General features: G+C 64.7%; 16 protein-coding genes. 14 read left to right on the top strand and 2 right to left on the bottom strand.

Features of this window, described 5'->3' with window-relative positions:
• Nucleotides 1–72: 72 nt before the first annotated feature.
• From sfsA to SPICUR_RS04595, 10 genes are read left to right on the top strand one after another with little or no spacing between them, the layout of a single operon-like run.
• Nucleotides 73–774 carry a DNA/RNA nuclease SfsA gene (sfsA, locus tag SPICUR_RS04640; protein WP_023366553.1) on the top strand — a complete coding sequence of 234 codons (702 nt, stop codon included), beginning with the start codon at nt 73–75 and terminating at the stop codon, nt 772–774.
• Nucleotides 771–2,018, top strand: coding sequence for a lipoprotein-releasing ABC transporter permease subunit (locus SPICUR_RS04635; protein ID WP_023366551.1), 1,248 nt, complete (start codon nt 771–773; stop codon nt 2,016–2,018). The genes sfsA and SPICUR_RS04635 overlap by 4 nt, the downstream gene beginning before the upstream one ends.
• Entirely contained in the window at nt 2,011–2,697 is a 687-nt protein-coding gene (locus tag SPICUR_RS04630; RefSeq protein ID WP_023366549.1) for an ABC transporter ATP-binding protein, read from the top strand. Before SPICUR_RS04635 ends, SPICUR_RS04630 begins: the two co-directional genes overlap by 8 nt.
• 46 nt (nt 2,698–2,743) lie before the next feature.
• Nucleotides 2,744–5,107, top strand: a complete 2,364-nt coding sequence (locus tag SPICUR_RS04625) for a DNA internalization-related competence protein ComEC/Rec2 (protein WP_148291318.1) — start codon at nt 2,744–2,746, stop codon at nt 5,105–5,107.
• Nucleotides 5,095–5,718 (top strand): MotA/TolQ/ExbB proton channel family protein, encoded by a 624-nt coding sequence (locus SPICUR_RS04620; RefSeq protein WP_041381683.1) that lies wholly within the window; start codon nt 5,095–5,097, stop codon nt 5,716–5,718. The genes SPICUR_RS04625 and SPICUR_RS04620 overlap by 13 nt, the downstream gene beginning before the upstream one ends.
• Entirely contained in the window at nt 5,715–6,137 is a 423-nt protein-coding gene (locus SPICUR_RS04615; RefSeq protein ID WP_023366543.1) for an ExbD/TolR family protein, read from the top strand. Before SPICUR_RS04620 ends, SPICUR_RS04615 begins: the two co-directional genes overlap by 4 nt.
• Nucleotides 6,134–7,918, top strand: a complete 1,785-nt coding sequence (msbA, locus tag SPICUR_RS04610) for a lipid A export permease/ATP-binding protein MsbA (protein WP_041381682.1) — start codon at nt 6,134–6,136, stop codon at nt 7,916–7,918. The genes SPICUR_RS04615 and msbA overlap by 4 nt, the downstream gene beginning before the upstream one ends.
• Nucleotides 7,911–8,903 (top strand): tetraacyldisaccharide 4'-kinase, encoded by a 993-nt coding sequence (gene lpxK / locus SPICUR_RS04605; protein ID WP_023366540.1) that lies wholly within the window; start codon nt 7,911–7,913, stop codon nt 8,901–8,903. Before msbA ends, lpxK begins: the two co-directional genes overlap by 8 nt.
• Nucleotides 8,900–9,664: a 3-deoxy-manno-octulosonate cytidylyltransferase gene (gene kdsB / locus SPICUR_RS04600; RefSeq protein WP_023366539.1), complete on the top strand. Its 765-nt coding sequence runs from the start codon at nt 8,900–8,902 to the stop codon at nt 9,662–9,664. Before lpxK ends, kdsB begins: the two co-directional genes overlap by 4 nt.
• Before the next feature lie 3 nt (nt 9,665–9,667).
• The gene (locus SPICUR_RS04595; RefSeq protein WP_041381681.1) at nt 9,668–10,147 is read left to right on the top strand and encodes a low molecular weight protein-tyrosine-phosphatase; all 480 of its coding nucleotides are present in this window, start codon (nt 9,668–9,670) and stop codon (nt 10,145–10,147) included.
• Here SPICUR_RS04595 and rne read toward each other — a convergent pair.
• Nucleotides 10,144–12,867, bottom strand: a complete 2,724-nt coding sequence (gene rne, locus SPICUR_RS04590; protein WP_076742136.1) for a ribonuclease E — start codon at nt 12,865–12,867, stop codon at nt 10,144–10,146. The genes SPICUR_RS04595 and rne overlap by 4 nt on opposite strands.
• 370 nt (nt 12,868–13,237) lie before the next feature.
• Between rne and SPICUR_RS04585 the strand changes: the two genes are divergently transcribed.
• Nucleotides 13,238–14,170 carry an RluA family pseudouridine synthase gene (locus SPICUR_RS04585; protein WP_023366535.1) on the top strand — a complete coding sequence of 311 codons (933 nt, stop codon included), beginning with the start codon at nt 13,238–13,240 and terminating at the stop codon, nt 14,168–14,170.
• Between the two features lie 36 nt (nt 14,171–14,206).
• Complete coding sequence (locus SPICUR_RS04580; RefSeq protein WP_023366534.1) at nt 14,207–15,151, top strand: S49 family peptidase; 945 nt, start codon at nt 14,207–14,209, stop codon at nt 15,149–15,151.
• On the opposite strand, the gene SPICUR_RS04575 is transcribed toward SPICUR_RS04580, so the two are convergent.
• Nucleotides 15,152–15,730: a Maf family protein gene (locus tag SPICUR_RS04575; RefSeq protein ID WP_023366532.1), complete on the bottom strand. Its 579-nt coding sequence runs from the start codon at nt 15,728–15,730 to the stop codon at nt 15,152–15,154.
• 156 nt (nt 15,731–15,886) lie between these two features.
• On the opposite strand from SPICUR_RS04575, the gene SPICUR_RS04570 reads away from it, so the two are divergent.
• Both SPICUR_RS04570 and rpmF read left to right on the top strand, forming a co-directional pair.
• Nucleotides 15,887–16,381, top strand: a complete 495-nt coding sequence (locus SPICUR_RS04570) for a YceD family protein (RefSeq protein WP_158499828.1) — start codon at nt 15,887–15,889, stop codon at nt 16,379–16,381.
• Nucleotides 16,382–16,409: 28 nt separating this feature from the next.
• Nucleotides 16,410–16,589 (top strand): 50S ribosomal protein L32, encoded by a 180-nt coding sequence (gene rpmF, locus SPICUR_RS04565; RefSeq protein ID WP_023366528.1) that lies wholly within the window; start codon nt 16,410–16,412, stop codon nt 16,587–16,589.
• Nucleotides 16,590–16,592 lie beyond the last annotated feature (3 nt).

Below are 16,592 nucleotides of genomic sequence, written 5' to 3'. Positions count from 1 at the left end.
CCGAAGTCTACCCAATGCAACGGGTGCGGGAAACGGGATGAACGCCTCTGCCGCAGCGGTTAGACTGAGCTGATGGAATATGAAGCGCCGCTCACCACCGGGATTCTGCACCGCCGCTATAAGCGATTCCTCGCCGATGTGGTGCTGGATAGCGGCGAGACGATCACTGTGCATTGCCCCAACACCGGCTCGATGGTGGGCTGTGCCGAACCGGGGATGCGTGTCTGGCTCTCACACAGCGATCGACCGAGCCGTCAGTACGCCCACACCTGGGAGCAGGTCGAGGTAGCGCGCGGCATCCGGGTCGGCATCCACACCGGGCGGACCAACCGCCTTGTCGCCGAGGCGCTCACCGACCCGGCGCTGATCCCGGAGGTTAGCGGCGGCGGTGCGCCGCGGGCCGAGGTCAAGGTGCCGGATGAGCCGATGCGGGCCGATTTCCAGCTCGAGGGCGATGGCCGTTTCATCGAGGTCAAGAATGTCACCGCCGCCGTTGATGCGGGCGTGGCGGTGTTCCCCGACGCTCCGAGCAGCCGTGGTGTGCGCCACCTTGAGGTCCTGCAGCGGCTCGTGGAACGTGGACAGGGTGCGATGCTGGTCTTTTGCGCCCAACGCCCTGACGTTGACGAGATCCGGCCGGCCGATCAGATTGATCCCGCCTATGGGTCTGCGCTGCGGGCGTCACGCAGCGCGGGCGTCGACGTGATCGGCGTCGGTGCGACCCCGAACGGCGACGGGATCCGGGTCGACCGGCGCATTCCGGTGACAACATGATTCGTCCGCTGCCGCTTTTCATTGGATTGCGCTATACCCGTGCCCGGCGTCGCAACGGTTTTGTCTCGTTCATTTCCGCAAGCTCGATGCTTGGTATCGCGGTGGGCGTCATGGCGCTCATCACGGTGCTTTCGGTCATGAACGGTTTCGAGAAGGAACTTCGTGAACGCATTCTCGGCATGGTATCCCACGCAACGGTGCAGGGCGGCGATGGCGGGCTCGAGGACTGGCAGACGCTCCTGCCCCAGCTCAGTGAACGCTCGGCGGTGATCGGCGCGGCGCCATTCGTCAACGGCGAGGTCATGCTCACCCGCGGCTCAGCCGTCACCGGGGCGCTGGTGCGCGGCATCGATCCCGCCCGTGAGGCGTCGGTCTCGCGGATCGCCAACAACCTCGTCGCCGGTCGTCTCGATGATCTCGAGGATGGCGCCTACCGCATCATCCTGGGCCAACGTCTGGCCGCGGAGCTGGGCGTGGGGCGGGGGGATGCGATCAGTCTGATCACGCCCGAGGTGCGTGCCTCGGCCGCCGGGATCCTCCCGCGCCTGCGTCGGTTTGAGGTAGCGGGCATATTCGAGGTGGATATGGCGCAGTATGACAGTTCCCTGGCACTGATCCATCTCGCCGACGCGCAGCGCCTCCAGCGCATGGGGAGCGCAGTGACCGGCATACGGCTCGAGTTCACAGACCTGATGGCCGCGCCAGAGCGTGTGCGCACGATCGCCAGCGAGCTACCCGGGCGCTATCGCGTCAGCGACTGGACGATGCAGCATCGCAATTTCTTCCGCGCAGTGGCGATGGAGAAAACGGTGATGTTCATCATCCTGATGCTGATTGTGGGTGTCGCCGCTTTCAATATCGTCTCAACGCTGGTCATGGCTGTGCAGGATAAACGCTCGGATATCGCGATCCTGCGCACCCTTGGTGCCCGACCCGCAACGGTCATGGGCATCTTCATCATTCAGGGCAGCCTGCTTGGAATCGTCGGGACACTGATCGGCACCGCGGCCGGTGTCGCCCTGGCACTCAACGTCGAAACGATCGTGCCGGCCATCGAGCAGCTTTTTAACGTCCAGTTCCTCTCGGGTGATATCTATCTGATCAGTGAGCTGCCCTCCGATCTGCGCGCCGCCGATGTCTGGCGGATCAGCCTCTCGGCGGTGGGATTGAGTCTACTCGCCACGCTCTATCCCGCCTGGCGTGCGGCACGGACGGCACCGGCGGAGGCGCTGCGCCATGAGTGATCGGGCACCGGTTCTCGAATGCCGAAACGTTGGCAAGGGCTTTCACGAGGGTGGCCTGGCCGTTGATGTGCTGCGCCAGCTGGATTTCGAGGTGGCACCTGGCGAGCAGATCGCCATCCTCGGTCGCTCGGGGTCCGGCAAGAGCACACTGCTGCAATTGCTGGGCGGACTCGAGGATCCCGATGCCGGCGAAGTGCGAATCTGCGATCAGCCGGTGCAACACCTGGGAGCGGCGGCCCGCGGGCGGCTGCGTAACCGCGCGCTCGGATTCGTCTACCAGTTCCACCATCTGCTCGGTGAATTCAGCGCCCTCGAGAATGTCGCCATGCCGCTGCTCATCCGCGGTGAGACCATCCGCGATGCGCGCGCGGCGGCCGCGGCGATGCTCGAGTCGGTCGGGCTCGATCATCGCTTGCGGCATAAGCCCGGCGAGCTCTCCGGTGGTGAACGCCAGCGGGTCGCGATCGCCCGGGCACTGGTGACCCAGCCTGCCTGTCTGCTGGCCGATGAACCCACGGGTAATCTTGATGATCAGACCGCCGAGTCGGTGCTGGCGCTGTTCCAGTCACTCAATCGCGCCAATGAGACCAGTGTCGTACTGGTGACTCATGATCTGGAGGTTGCGGCGCGGATGGACCGGCGGATGAATCTCGCCGACGGATGGCTGCAGACCGTCTGAGCGTCGCTGCTAGTCTGGCGCCTCTGAACGATGGCAGGGGCGATATGTGGCTGTGGGGAGTATTGGCGACACCCTTGCGGCACTGCTTGCCGGACTGATCCTCGCCGTCCTCAGCCCCATGTGGCTGGCGCCCGGGCTGCTCGTCATCGCGACCCTGCTTCCGTCTCTGGCGCTCTCGGGTGGCTGGCGGCTGCCCGGCTGGCTTGCCGTTGGTGTCATCATCGCGCTCGTCGGGCAGGCCAGCGCCCTTGAACGACGCCCGATGATCGCTCCTGACGAGGCCGTCCCGGTGACCGGTCGTGTGATCTCACTGCCCGAGCAATCCGATGGCCGCCAGCGTTTCATTGTCCGTCCCGAGGCAGTCGACGGCCGTCGCCAGGGGATACCGCGACGCATCCGGATCAGTCTGTATGCCGATGAACCAGTCGTTGCGGCCGGTGAGCGCTGGCGGTTGCCGCTACGTCTACGCCGACCGCGCGGGTTCATGAACCCGGTGCGATTCGACTACGAGCGCTGGCTTGCCAGTGAGCATATCGACGCTACAGCCTATGTCACCGACCCGGCCCGGGCCCGGCGACTCGAACCCGCGACCGGTCTTGTCCACTGGCGCGCTCGGCTCTCACGGCATATCCAGCATTTGAGTGCCAGCGCTGGATCGGGGAGCGCTCTGCTCAGAGGGCTGATCACCGGCGATCGGCGAGGGTTCAGTGACCGCACCTGGGCGATTCTCCGCGCCAGTGGCACCAGCCATCTGATGGCGATTTCGGGGCTGCACATCGGTCTGGTGGCGGCGTTTGGTTATGGCGTCGGGCGCTGGCTTTGGATGTACGGCCGGCTCCCCGGGTGGCGCCGCCTGAGCGCCTCGCTCGTGGCAGTCCTGGCGGCGCTCAGCTATGCCGCGATGGCCGGATTCGCGCTGCCAACGATTCGTGCGCTGATGATGTTTGCGGTGCTCGCGCTGGCGGCACTGCTCGGACGTTGGGTGACGCCCTGGCGGGTCCTGCTGATTGCTGCGACTGCGGTCCTGTCGATCGACCCGGCGGCTGCACTGGGTGCCGGATTCTGGTTATCTTTCCTCGCCGTCGCCATCATTCTGACCGCGCTTCGGGGGCGGCGCTCTGGCCCGATCATTGGCCTCTGGCGGATCCAGGTCGCGCTGCTGATCGGGCTCGCGCCGCTGTCGGGGCTTTTCTTCGGCAGCTGGAGCCCCGCGGGCCTGCTGGTCAATCTTCTGGTGCTGCCGCTGTTCTCGTTTTTCATCGTACCTGTTGCACTGACCGCGGCGCTTCTCAGTCTCGTCCTGCCCGACGTGGGCGGCCCAATCCTCGCGTTGCTTGCGCGACTGCTCGACGCGTTGATGGCCGCCGGTGGCGCGATGCTTGATGCCGGCGTCGCGGACTGGCCACTCAATCCCGCCGGCGCAGTCACGATCGTGGCACTGGTGCTGGGACTGATCCTGCTGATCCTGCCGCGCGCGACACCCCTACGCGCGTTGGCGCTGCCCCTGATCGCGGTCTTTTTCCTGGCGCGCCCCGATGCACTCAAGCCCGGTGCGGCCACGATCACCTGGCTGGAGGTGGGGCAGGGCAATGCGGCGGTGATCGAGACCCGGCGCCATACCCTGGTGATTGATACTGGACCGGCCTGGTCAGGGGGTGCCAATGCGGCGGCATTCTCGTTGATTCCGTTCCTTGAGGCGCAGGGGATCGAGCGAATCGACCGGTTGATCGTCACCCACGCCGATCGGGATCATCGCGGTGGTGTCGCCGCGCTGGATGATGCGGTGGCAATCGATCGGGTTGACGTTGGTGAGCCACTCAAGCGGTTCCCGGAAGCGCGGCGCTGCCGTGCCGGCCAGCACTGGCGCGTGGACGGCGTCCGGTTTGACTATCTCTGGCCCGATGACCCTGCGCTCAGGCAGGGCAACGCGGCCTCCTGCGTTCTGCGGCTGCGCTCGGTGGCGGGTGATGTGCTTTTTACCGGTGATATCGACCATGCCATCGAGCGTCGCATTGCGGCCAGGATCGAGACGCCGGTGGTCGCGCTGGAGGCCCCTCACCATGGCAGTCGGACTGCGAGCGGTCCGGTACTCCTGGCGGCCGCCGCGCCCCAGCGGACCATTATCTCGGCGGGTTATCGCAATGCCTATGGCATGCCGCACACGGCAGTGATTGAGCGTCTGCGCTGTCGCAACATCCCGATCCACGACACCGGTCTGCAGGGGGCGCTGCGACTCGAGCTCGTGGGCGGTCGGTCGCCACGCTGGCAGGCAGCACGGGGACCAGGGCGCGGCCTGCTCCATGCATACCCCCGGCGTGGACGCTTTCAGGACGGCCCGGGAATCCATTATGATCAACGACCTTATCCTGGGGCATCCATGGAGTCGCGCCAACCAACGTGTGGGAACTGATCGGTACCGGTGGTTGGGTTATGGCCCCCATCATTCTCTGCTCCATCCTCGCCATCGCGATCATCATCGAACGGGCGTGGATACTGCGCAGCCGTCGCGTGGCACCGGCGGACCTCGTCCCCGAGGTCTGGCGACTGGTGGCCACCGATGCGCTGGGCCCGGTCAATCTACGCCGCCTGCGCGCGGGCTCGCCACTGGGGCGGGTGATCGCGGCCGGGGTGAGCCACGCGAACGGCCCGCGTTCGGCGATGCTCGAGCGCATCGAAGAGGTCGGCCGTGTCGAGGCCATGCAGCTCGAGCGGCACCTCAATACACTGGGGACCATCGCAGCGGTGACTCCGCTATTGGGCCTACTGGGGACGGTCATCGGCATGATCGATGTATTCAGCGCCATTGATGCTCAAGGCCTTGGTGACAATCGTGCGCTCGCAGGAGGCATCGGCGAGGCGCTCATCACCACTGGAGCTGGGTTGAGTGTCGCGATCCCGAGCGTCGCGGCGCATCGCTACCTGCGCGGCCGCGCCAACCGCCTGGTCGTCGCCATCGAGCGTGAGGCACTGAAGCTCGCCGATGTGCTCACCCGGCATACGACTGCGATGGGACCGGCATGAGGCTGAGCACCCGCGAGCCTGAGGATCCCGAGATCAATCTCACGCCGCTCATCGATGTGGTGTTCCTGATGCTGGTCTTTTTCGTGGTCACCACGACGTTCACCGATCGCGAGGCGCTCGAGGTCACTCTGCCGAGCGCGCAGAGCGGTGCACCTGTACAGACCTCGCCGGTCGAGATCGTGATTGGTGCCGATGGAGATCTGCGCATTGACGGATCAGCCATTGGCAACACCGCAACAGCGCTTCGCCGAGCGCTTGCATCAGCCCGCGCTGAGCGAACGGCAGCGGCTGATCGTCTACTCATCCGCGCCGACCGGGCGGTGCCCCACGGTCGGGTACTGCGGGTGATGGATCAGGCGGGGCAGAGCGGCTTTGCAAGCGTGAGCATCGCGACGACCGGGCAGGGCGAAAGACCATGAGCGGATCGTCCAGCGGTACGCAGGTCGCCACGGGAATGCAGATCTACCGCCGACTGATCAGCTATGTCCTTGTCCACTGGCGGGTCGCGGTGGTGGCTGTGGTCGGTATGCTGATCACTGGGGCGAGCGAGGCGGGCTTCGCCTGGCTGATCAAACCCATGCTCGATGCCGGTTTCGTGGAGCGCGATCCGGCGGTGCTGCAGCTGATTCCCCTCGGGGTCCTTGGCATTTTCCTGGTTCGCGGCGTCAGCAGTTTCGCCGCGCAGTATGGGACGGCCTGGGTGAGTCGGCGGGTCATCGCGCAGCTGCGTGGCGAGGTGTTTGCGCGGGTGCTGACCCTGCCGCGGCGCTATTTCGACGACATCTCTTCGGGCATGCTGCTGTCACGCCTGACCTACAACGTCGAGCAGGTCGCCCAGGCCGGTACCAATGCCATGGTGATCATCATCCGTGACAGCGCGACGGTGATCTTCCTGCTCGCCTACATGGCCTGGCTCAGCTGGTCGCTGACGCTCACGTTCATGCTGCTCGGCCCGGTGGTGATCGGAGTGGTGCTCTACGTCAGCAAACGCTTCCGGCGCCTGAGTCACACTATCCAGCAATCGGTGGGCAGCATCGCCTACGTCGCCGAGGAGGCGATCGAGGGCAGTGACGAGGTGCGCATGCACGGCGCGCAGGCGGTTGAGCGGACACGTTTTGAGGCCGCGAACCAGCGCAATACCGATCAGTTCATGAAATTCGCGAGCACACAGGCTCTGAGTACGCCGGTTGTGCAGTTCTGCGCGGCACTGGCGTTATCCATCGTGGTCTGGCTGGCGACGGCGCAGGGCAGCGTGACAACCGTCAGCGTGGGTACGTTCGTGTCTTTCATCACTGCGATGATGTTGCTGCTCCAGCCACTCAAGCGACTCACCCGGGTTCACGCTGAAATACAGCGTGGTATTGCCGCCGGCGAGAGTATTTTCGAGATCATCGATGAGCCGCCCGAGGTCGATCATGGTGATTACGCGCCGGATCGCGTTGATGGGCAGATCACGTTCCGGCACGTGAGTTTCGCCTACGGCGCGGGGGCGACCACAGTGCTCGATGCCATTGACCTGGAGATCCCCGCCGGCGAGACGGTTGCCATTGTCGGCCGCTCGGGGAGCGGCAAGACAACGCTCGTCAACCTGCTGCCTCGATTCTATGAGCCCACGGACGGCGAGATCCGCCTCGATGGCGTAGCGCTATCGGATTATCGGCTGGATGCGCTGCGGCGGCAGCTCGCACTGGTGGGACAACAGGTGGTGCTATTCAACACCACCATCGCTGAGAATATCGCCTATGGCCAGGATCCGCTGCCGCCGCGCTCGGCCATCGTTGCCGCGGCCGAGGCGGCCAATGCCCGTGGCTTCATCGAGGAGCTGCCGGCCGGATTCGACACCTTGATCGGTGCCGATGGCGTTCAGCTCTCCGGTGGCCAGCGCCAGCGACTGGCGATCGCCCGGGCGCTGCTCAAGGACGCACCGGTACTGATCCTCGACGAGGCCACCTCGGCACTGGACTCCGAGTCGGAACAGCATATCCAGTCGGCCCTCGAGCGACTGATCCGTGGCCGTACGACGCTGGTGATCGCCCATCGCCTGTCGACGATTGAGCGCGCCGACCGCATTGTTGTCCTTGATGCCGGTCGGGTGGTGGAGCAGGGCACGCATGCCGAACTCATCGCGAGCCGCGGGCATTACGCGGCACTGCATCGGCTGCAGTTCCGCAGTGAGTGGTCGCAGGCGGACGATGACTAGGCACTGGCCCGGCTTCTGGGCCCGTCATGGTCTGATCGCCAGGCTGCTCAGACCGCTGGAATGGCTCTTCTGTCATGTCGCTGCACGCCGGCGCCGCCGACTTGAACCGATCGCCCGCCCCCTCTCGGCGCCGGTCGTGGTGGTCGGCAATCTCGCGGTGGGCGGAACCGGTAAGACGCCATTAGTAATCTGGCTGGTGTCAGCGGCTGCCGCCCGGGGCTGGCGACCCGGTGTGGTGCTGCGTGGCTACGGAGGCCGTGCGGCAGACATCACACCGGTCACCGCCGAGAGTGATCCCGGGCAAGTGGGCGATGAGGCCGTCCTGATCGCGCGCCGCACCGGCTCTCCGGTCATGATTGGGCGTGACCGCGCCGCAGCGGCCGAGGCCCTGATCGCCGGCGGCGGTGTCGATCTGGTCATCAGCGATGACGGTCTGCAGCACTACCGGCTGGCGCGCGATGTCGAGATTGTCGTGGTCGATGCCCGACGCGGTCACGGCAATGCCCGCTGTCTGCCCGCCGGCCCGTTGCGCGAGCCCCTAGCGCGGCTCCGCGAGGTGGACGATGTCATCGGCCAGGGTGGGCCGGTGGATGGGATCGGACACTGTTTCGCGCTCATGGCGAATGAGCTCGAACCCATCGGCCCCACTCACGCAGCGCCGCCGGTCAGCGGCGATCGCGTGCATGGCGTAGCGGGAATCGGCCATCCGGCGCGCTTTTTCGACACCCTGCGGGCGATGGGATTCGACGTCGTCGCGCACGCATTCGACGATCATCACCGATACCGGGCTTCTGATCTGCGGTTGGCCGATGATGCAGCGCTGATCATGACCGAAAAAGATGCCGTTAAATGCCGGGCGATCGCGCCGCCAGCCAGCTGGTATCTTCCGGTTGCCGCTCGACCGGACGATGCATCCGCAGCCTTTCTCGTGCGGCTTCTGGACCGGGCGCAACAGCGATTCAATGATCGACAGAGGATGCCATGACCGACTTCACCGTAGTGATCCCAGCACGCTCCGCATCCGTCCGGCTGCCGGGTAAGCCGCTGCTGCCCCTGGGCGGGCGGCCAGTGATTGAGCATGTCTGGCGGCGGGCGATCGAAAGCGGTGCTGAGCGGGTCATCGTGGCAACCGATGATGATGCGATCGCCGAGCGGGTCACCGCTCTCGGCGCTGACTGCTGCATGACGGCTGCAGATCATACGAGTGGTACCGAGCGCATCGCCGAGGTAGTGGGGCAGCGTGGATTCGCCGCTGACACCATCGTCGTCAATCTTCAGGGTGACGAACCCCTCATGCCCCCTGTGCTGCTGGCCCAGGTGGCCACGACACTGGCATCGACACCAGTAGCGGCCATGGCAACGCTCGCGACCGCGGTCGTGGACAGTGATGAGATGCATGATCCGCATGCGGTCAAGCTGGTGGCCGACCATAACGGGCGGGCGCTGTACTTCAGTCGCGCCGCCATTCCCTGGGATCGTCATGGAGATGCTGAAGCGCTCTACGCGGTCGCGCGGCGGCATCTGGGGATTTATGCCTATCGGGCGGGGTTTCTGCGCGATTATCCGGCCCTGCCGCCCAGCCCACTGGAAGGGATCGAACAGCTCGAGCAGTTGCGTGTGCTCCAGGCCGGTATCCACATTCAGGTAGCCGATGCCAGGGAGCGCCCCGGTCCGGGTATTGATACCGCTGCCGACCTTGCGATGGCGGAAGCCGCCATCGGTCCCAAACCGACAACTGGAGAGTAATCAATGTCGCGGGTACTGTTTGTATGTATGGGCAATATCTGTCGCTCACCGATCGCCGAGGGGATTGTCCGGGAGCGACTGCGTGTTGAGGGTCTGACCGGTCAGATCGCCACCGATTCCGCCGGTACCCACAGCTATCACCTCGGAAAGGCACCGGATCGACGCGCACAGGCGCTGATGGCAGAGCAGGGTATCGACATCAGCGATCTGCGCGCCCGGCAGGTGGATGGCTTCGATTTCGAGTTCTTCGATGTCGTCCTGGCGATGGACGAGGGCAATTATGAGTGGCTGCGGGCTGAGGCACCCAGTGCCCAACGGGCGAAGATCCGGCCGATGCTGAGCTACGCGGAATCGGCGCAGCAGGTCGACTGGGTGCCGGATCCCTATTTCGGCGGTGATTCAGGCTTTCGCCGCGTCTACGAGCTCATCGACAACGCGGCGAATGGCCTGATGGATCACCTGAGAGCCTCGGCCGACGACTAATCGCCCGTCTCTGAGGGCAGACGCGGGCGACCCGACCAGCGGCGCGGATCTCCCGCCGGCGCTGCCGGCCCGGCACTCGCCGGTGTCTCGGCGGTTGTCTCTGCCTTGCGGGGACGGCCGCTGCCTGACCGGGAGCGACGCCGCTTGGGCTTATCCTGCGCCAGCTCGTCCGCTGACCCTGACTGCGGCTCCGACTTTGGCTCCGACTTTGGCTCCGGCTCCGGCTTCGACTCTGGCTCCGGCTCGGACGGCTGCCTGACGTCCGCCGGCGCCGGATCGGCGGACGCGGACTCCGAATCCAGTGCCTGCTCTGCGCCATTGTCGTCACTGCCGTTACCGCTGCTACCGCCGCGCCGCCGACGACGACCGCCCCGACGACCCCGTCGGCTGCGGTTGCCATTACCGGCGCTCTCGCCGTTTGCCTCGTCCCGATCATCGGCAGACTCGACGACCCCGGCAGTCGCACCGCTAGCCGTCGGGCTGGTCTCATCAGCAGGCTTTGGCTCTGGGGCTGCCTGCTCCCTGGCTTGTGTCTTCCCCTTGTTCTTCTCTTTGTCCTTGTCCTTATCCTTGTCTTTGTCTTTGTCTTTGTCTTTGTCTGACGACTTCGAACCGCCGCTACGCTTCGCCTTGGGCTTGCTCTCCGCGTCGGAATCCTTTTTCTTCCCCGCCGACTTGGGCTTGCTCTTCTTCTGCTCGCTCTCACCGATAGGGTCGGCCGATTCATTACTCGGCGCCGCATCGGGCCCAGCCTCGCTCTCGTCGGCATTGGCGGCGCGGTTGCGGCGCTGTCCGCCACGGCGATTGGCCTGGCCGGCGTTGCCATTCCCGCTGCGCCGGCGGCGGCCGTTACCACTGCGCGATCGCGTCGAGGAGGCCTCGGTCGAGTCATGATCGGCCGTGCCGGTACCCGCGTCCGACGCCGTCCGGGTCGTCGACGAATGCATTGGCGAGTCGCGTGTTGCATCGTCATCGCCGCTGACCAGGCGCTTGAGCCAGCCAATCAGCCCGGGAGCCCGGGGCACACCCCGATCCGTCTCGGCCGGTGTCTCCGCTTCAGGCGTCGGCGCGGGCGTCGTTGCTGATACCGGCGGCTGACTGGGGGCTGGGGCGGGGCGGCCGGCACTCACGCCACTAACGGCTGGCCGTTCGGCCTGTGGTCGTTCCGCCGTCAGTAGTTCCTCGGCGCGACTCGGGGCGGCTTCCTCTGTCCCCATCTGATAACTGTTGGCGGGTTCCGTCTCCTCATCGCTGCGCACCCGCTGGAGCTCGTAATGCGGCGTCTCCAGGCTGCGATTGGGGATCAGGATCACTCCGATGCCGTTACGCGTCTCGATGGTTTCGAGGATGCCGCGTTTCTCATTGAGCAGGAACGTTGCGACGTCCACAGGCAGCTGTGCGACCACCTTGCCCGTCTTATCCTTCATCGCCTCTTCTTCGATGATCCGGAGCACTGACAGGGCGAGTGATTCGACACTGCGCACGGTGCCCTGACCGCTGCACCGGCTGCAGACCTCGAGCGCCGATTCGCCCAGTGAGGAGCGTAGACGCTGGCGGGACATCTCCAGCAGGCCAAAGCGTGAGATGCGACCCAGCTGGACGCGTGCGCGATCCTGCTTCACGGCATCGCGCACGCGGTTTTCCACCTCGCGCTGATTCCGATTGGGCCCCATGTCGATGAAGTCGATCACGATCAGCCCGCCGAGGTCACGCAGCCGCAGTTGGCGGGCGATCTCGTCGGCGGCTTCGACGTTGGTTTTGAGGGCCGTCTCTTCGATGTCGGCGCCTTTGGTCGCTCGGGCCGAGTTGATGTCGATGGAGACCAGCGCCTCGGTGTGGTCGATCACGATCACGCCGCCGCTGGGCAGCCGGACCTCCCGCTGGAAGGCCGACTCGATCTGGCTCTCAATCTGGTAGCGATTGAACAGCGGGACCTTGTCGTCGTAGAACTTGAGCTTCTGCAGGTTGTGGGGCATAACCTGCTCGACGAACTCCCGCGCCCGCTCGTAGACCTCGCGGTCATCAATGAGAATTTCGCCGATGTCCGCGCGCAGATAATCCCGGAGGGCGCGGATGATGACGTTGCTCTCCTGATAGATCAGAAAGGGGGCCGATTTGGTCTCCGCCGCCTTCTGCACCGCTGACCAGAGATTGCGCAGGTAATCGAGGTCCCACTGCAGTTCTTCGGCGTTACGTCCGACCCCGGCTGTGCGAACAATCAACCCCATGCCGTCCGGCACCTCGAGGGTTTTCAGCGCATCACGGATCTCATTGCGCTCATTACCCTCAATCCGCCGTGAAACACCGCCAGCCCGCGGGTTGTTGGGCATGAGCACAAGATAGCGGCCGGCAAGGCTGACGAATGTGGTCAGTGCCGCGCCCTTGGTCCCGCGCTCTTCCTTTTCGACCTGGACGACGACTTCACGCCCCTCGGTGATGACATCCGCAATCGAGGCATTGTCGGGGTCGATATCCCCATCGCCATCAAAGTATTCGCGGGCGATCTCCTTGAACGGCAGAAAGCCGTGCCGCTCGGCGCCATACTGAACGAACGCCGCTTCGAGACTCGGCTCGACCCGGGTGATCCGCCCCTTGTAGATATTGGCTTTCTTACGCTCCCGTGCCGGTGTCTCGATGTCGAGGTCGTAGAGGGACTGGCCATCGACCAGTGCAACCCGCAGCTCTTCGGGCTGGGTTGCATTGACGAGCATTCTTTTCATGCCGTATCTGTCTCCGGCGCCCATCCGTGGCGTCCGCACACGCGCCAGGCTGGCCGGCGCAGCGCCAGAGGAAACTGGCGAGCGTCAACGGCAGACAGCTGATACGCGGGATTAATAGACCCATCAAGGGGGTGTCCATTTGCGGGCGCCCGGTGAGGCGCGTTGTTAGGTTGATTGGTATATTCCGTCGGACGTCAGCCTGCGACCGCCGCCCACTCAGCATTCTTTTCCACCTCGCGGGGAGCGCACCATTTCGCGCCTCTCTCACCCGCCGAAGCTGTAACACTATAGCAATCCGCCGCCAAGGCGTCCAAAAACGCCCGGGATCTGTGGCAATCTTGCAGCCTGTTGAACAACGGAGTGCACCCCATTGGCGGGACCGACCATCCATACGGTAGCGGCGGAAATCGCGGGGCAACGCGTCGACAACTTCCTCCTCCGCCAGCTCAAGGGCGTGCCGAGAACCCGCGTCTATCGGCTGTTGCGCCGGGGCGAGGTGCGTGTGAATGGCGGTCGGATACGTCCCACCTACCGGCTCGCTGAGGGTGATCGGGTGCGGATTCCGCCAGTGAGACAGGCGGCTGGCGGTGAGACGATGGCGCCATCGGCGCAGATCATCCAGCGCCTCGAATCCGCGGTCCTCTACGAGGACGATCGCCTTCTGATCCTTGATAAGCCCTCCGGGATGGCGGTCCATGGTGGCTCGGGCATCGCCTATGGCGTTATTGAGGCGCTGCGGATCATGCGTCCCCGGGCAGCGTTCCTTGATCTCGCCCACCGCCTGGACCGCGACACCAGTGGCTGCCTGGTCCTTGCCAAACGTCGCTCGACCCTCCGTGCCCTGCATGCAGCATTCCGCGACAATGCGGTCGACAAGCACTACCTCGCTCTGATGGGTGGGGCCGTGGCGCCGGGTCGTCAGCGGGTGGACGCGCGGCTGCGGGCTGAAGCCGGCAAAGGCGGTGAGCGGGTCATGCGGGTCCATCCCCAGGGCCAATCGGCGCGAACCGATTTCACTCTGCTGACGTCCTACGAAGGGTGGAGCCTGGTCCGGGCAACGCTTCATACCGGTCGGACCCATCAGATCCGAGCACATGCCGCGTCCATCGGTCACCCGGTGGCAATGGATCGTCGCTATGGCGACGGGCAGGCGGATCAGGCATTGCGATCAAGGGGGCTCAAGCGCCTTTTTCTGCATGCCGAGCACCTGGCTTTCGACCTGCCCGGGCATGGACGGGTCGAGGCGAGCGCACCGCTGCCCGCTGAATTACAGAGCGTGCTGACGGTCCTCCACGAGCGATAACCAGCCGTTAGGCCACCTGATACTGGGAGTGAAATAATGAGTGATGATGATTCCTGGGCCCGCGAGACATTACGTGAGGTCGCCCTCGAAGGCATTCGCGAGCGCCGCCGGTCCCGGCGCTGGACTATCTTTCTGCGCCTCCTTTTGCTGGCGCTGATCGCTGTCGCGGTATTCTCATCGCTGAGAAGCGCGCTGCCGATCGGACAGGGCAGCGAGCCTGGCGCACACACTGCCGTGGTACAGGTGAACGGGCCGATCATGGCGGGTCGTCCTGCCAATGCCGCGCGGATCATTGAAGGGCTGGAGCGCGCGTTCGAGGCAGACAACGCACAGGGCGTCATGCTCCAGATCAATAGCCCCGGCGGGTCACCCGTCGCCTCGAGTCGGATCTACCAGGCCATTGATCGACTCAGTGCAGCTCATCCGGATAAACCAGTGCATGCGGTGGCCGGCGATGTCATGGCATCAGGGGCCTATTATATCGCCGCCGCGGCGGACGATATCCACGTCAACGGCGCGTCGATCGTCGGATCAATCGGCGTCATCAACCGCGGGTTCGGATTCTCTGATGCCATCGAGCGGCTGGGCATCGATCGACGGGTCTATACAGCGGGGGAGCAAAAGTCCGGCCTTGATCCGTTCATGCCGCCGGATGGCGACCAGGTGGCGGCCATGCAGCGGATGCTCGATGACATCCACCAACAGTTCATTCAGGCGGTCCGTGATGGCCGGGGTGATCGGCTCACGGGTAACCCGGATAGTCTGTTCTCAGGGCGCGCCTGGACTGGCGGCGAAGGCATCGATCTAGGCCTTGCGGACGCGCATGGCAGCCCAGAGAGCGTTGCAAGGACGGTTATCGGCGCGTCGAAGCGCGTCGACTACACGCCGCGGCGTCGGCTCTTCGACCAGGCGCTGGAGCGGATCGGCAGTGCCGCAGCCACCACCTGGCTACGACTGCAGGATCCGATGATGATGCGCTGATCAGGGACGGATCACACCGATCCGACCCAGCAACCGATTGAGCGCGATCAACGGCAGGCCAATCAGGGCGTTCGGATCGTCGGTCTGTATCGATTCGAACAGACTGATGCCCAGGCCCTCGGCCCGAAACGCACCGGCGCAGTCGAGGGGCTGGTCGGTGTTCACGTAGCGTTCGATGGCACTGCGCCCGAGACGTCGGAACTGCACATGAGTGGCGACGGTTTCAACGGCGGTATGCCCGCTGGCGGGATCATGCACCGCGACGGCGGTGAAAAGGGTGACGCGCTGGCCGGAGGCATTGAGGAGCTGCTCAATGGCGCGCTCAGCGCTACCGGGTTTGCCGAGAATCTCGCCCTGGCACTCACTGCATTGATCCGAGCCAATGATGATGGCCTCCGGGTGATCGCCGGCGACCGCATCCGCCTTGCCGCAGGCCAGTCGTCGGACGTACGCCTCGGCGGCTTCGTCAGCCTGCCGGCGCTCATCGATTGCGGGCGCAACCGGCTTGAAGTCGATCTGCAGACGGCGCAGCAGTTCTGCCCGGTAGGGTGAGCTGGAAGCGAGTATGATTGAAGTCATTGCGGATCCTTGTGCCACATCGGTGATTAGATATGGTCAGCGACCGCGCCGCCTGACGCAATCACGACGGGGCTGGATGGACTTTTTGACAGCACTGGAGCGCTCGCCTAAGATCCGGCGGTTATGCACAACGATGAGTTGCCGGCATCAATTGGCATGGAACGACTCGCGCCGGGCGAGCATTCCTGGGCGGGCGCGCTCGTCGGGCAACCGCTTCCGCGGATCCGCGATCTCGGCGGCAGCGCGGACGAAGTGACCGGCTCGCTGACGCTGTCGGTCGGCGATCAACGACCGAGGCTGCAGGGCGAGTGCCAGGCGGTTGTGACCATTGACTGCGAACGTTGTCTGGCGCCGGTATCAATACCGGTCCATGGCCATTTCGATCTGATCGTTGTGGATCGAATCGAACAGGCGGACGCCTACGGCGCCGAAGCGCCCGTGGTGGTCGCCCCGAAAGGGCAATTGGATGTCGTTGCGATGCTTGAAGATGAGATCATCCTCGCATTGCCGCTCATTCCGATGCACGACGACACGAACTGTGACGGCGGACAGCGGCACTTCGGGCCGGCGGATGAACCGGCCCCGGTACGCGAGAACCCGTTCCAGGCGCTCGAATCGCTCAAGCGTGACGATTCGGGTGAGACACACTGACCGATTCAGCAAAACGCAGGACAATACAATGGCTGTACAGAAATCGAAGAAGTCACCGTCACGTCGCGGCATGCGCCGGAGCCACGATGCACTCAAAAACCCGAGCCTGAGTGTCGAGCCAACCACCGGTGAGACCCATCGCCGCCATCATATCTCTGCGGATGGCTATTACCGTGGCCGCAAGGTGACCACCGGCAAGGACGACTAGTCC

This window comes from Spiribacter curvatus, assembly GCF_000485905.1.
Lineage (GTDB): Bacteria > Pseudomonadota > Gammaproteobacteria > Nitrococcales > Nitrococcaceae > Spiribacter > Spiribacter curvatus.
This window is presented reverse-complemented; position numbering and strand designations above follow the sequence as displayed.

Coding starts and splice junctions, on each gene's coding strand:
- sfsA (WP_023366553.1), top strand. CDS start 73: ATGGAATATGAAGCGCCGCTCACCACCGGGATTCTGCACCGCCGCTAT.
- SPICUR_RS04635 (WP_023366551.1), top strand. CDS start 771: ATGATTCGTCCGCTGCCGCTTTTCATTGGATTGCGCTATACCCGTGCC.
- SPICUR_RS04630 (WP_023366549.1), top strand. CDS start 2,011: ATGAGTGATCGGGCACCGGTTCTCGAATGCCGAAACGTTGGCAAGGGC.
- SPICUR_RS04615 (WP_023366543.1), top strand. CDS start 5,715: ATGAGGCTGAGCACCCGCGAGCCTGAGGATCCCGAGATCAATCTCACG.
- msbA (WP_041381682.1), top strand. CDS start 6,134: ATGAGCGGATCGTCCAGCGGTACGCAGGTCGCCACGGGAATGCAGATC.
- lpxK (WP_023366540.1), top strand. CDS start 7,911: ATGACTAGGCACTGGCCCGGCTTCTGGGCCCGTCATGGTCTGATCGCC.
- kdsB (WP_023366539.1), top strand. CDS start 8,900: ATGACCGACTTCACCGTAGTGATCCCAGCACGCTCCGCATCCGTCCGG.
- SPICUR_RS04595 (WP_041381681.1), top strand. CDS start 9,668: ATGTCGCGGGTACTGTTTGTATGTATGGGCAATATCTGTCGCTCACCG.
- rne (WP_076742136.1), bottom strand. CDS start 12,867: ATGAAAAGAATGCTCGTCAATGCAACCCAGCCCGAAGAGCTGCGGGTT.
- SPICUR_RS04580 (WP_023366534.1), top strand. CDS start 14,207: ATGAGTGATGATGATTCCTGGGCCCGCGAGACATTACGTGAGGTCGCC.
- SPICUR_RS04575 (WP_023366532.1), bottom strand. CDS start 15,730: ATGACTTCAATCATACTCGCTTCCAGCTCACCCTACCGGGCAGAACTG.
- SPICUR_RS04570 (WP_158499828.1), top strand. CDS start 15,887: ATGGAACGACTCGCGCCGGGCGAGCATTCCTGGGCGGGCGCGCTCGTC.
- rpmF (WP_023366528.1), top strand. CDS start 16,410: ATGGCTGTACAGAAATCGAAGAAGTCACCGTCACGTCGCGGCATGCGC.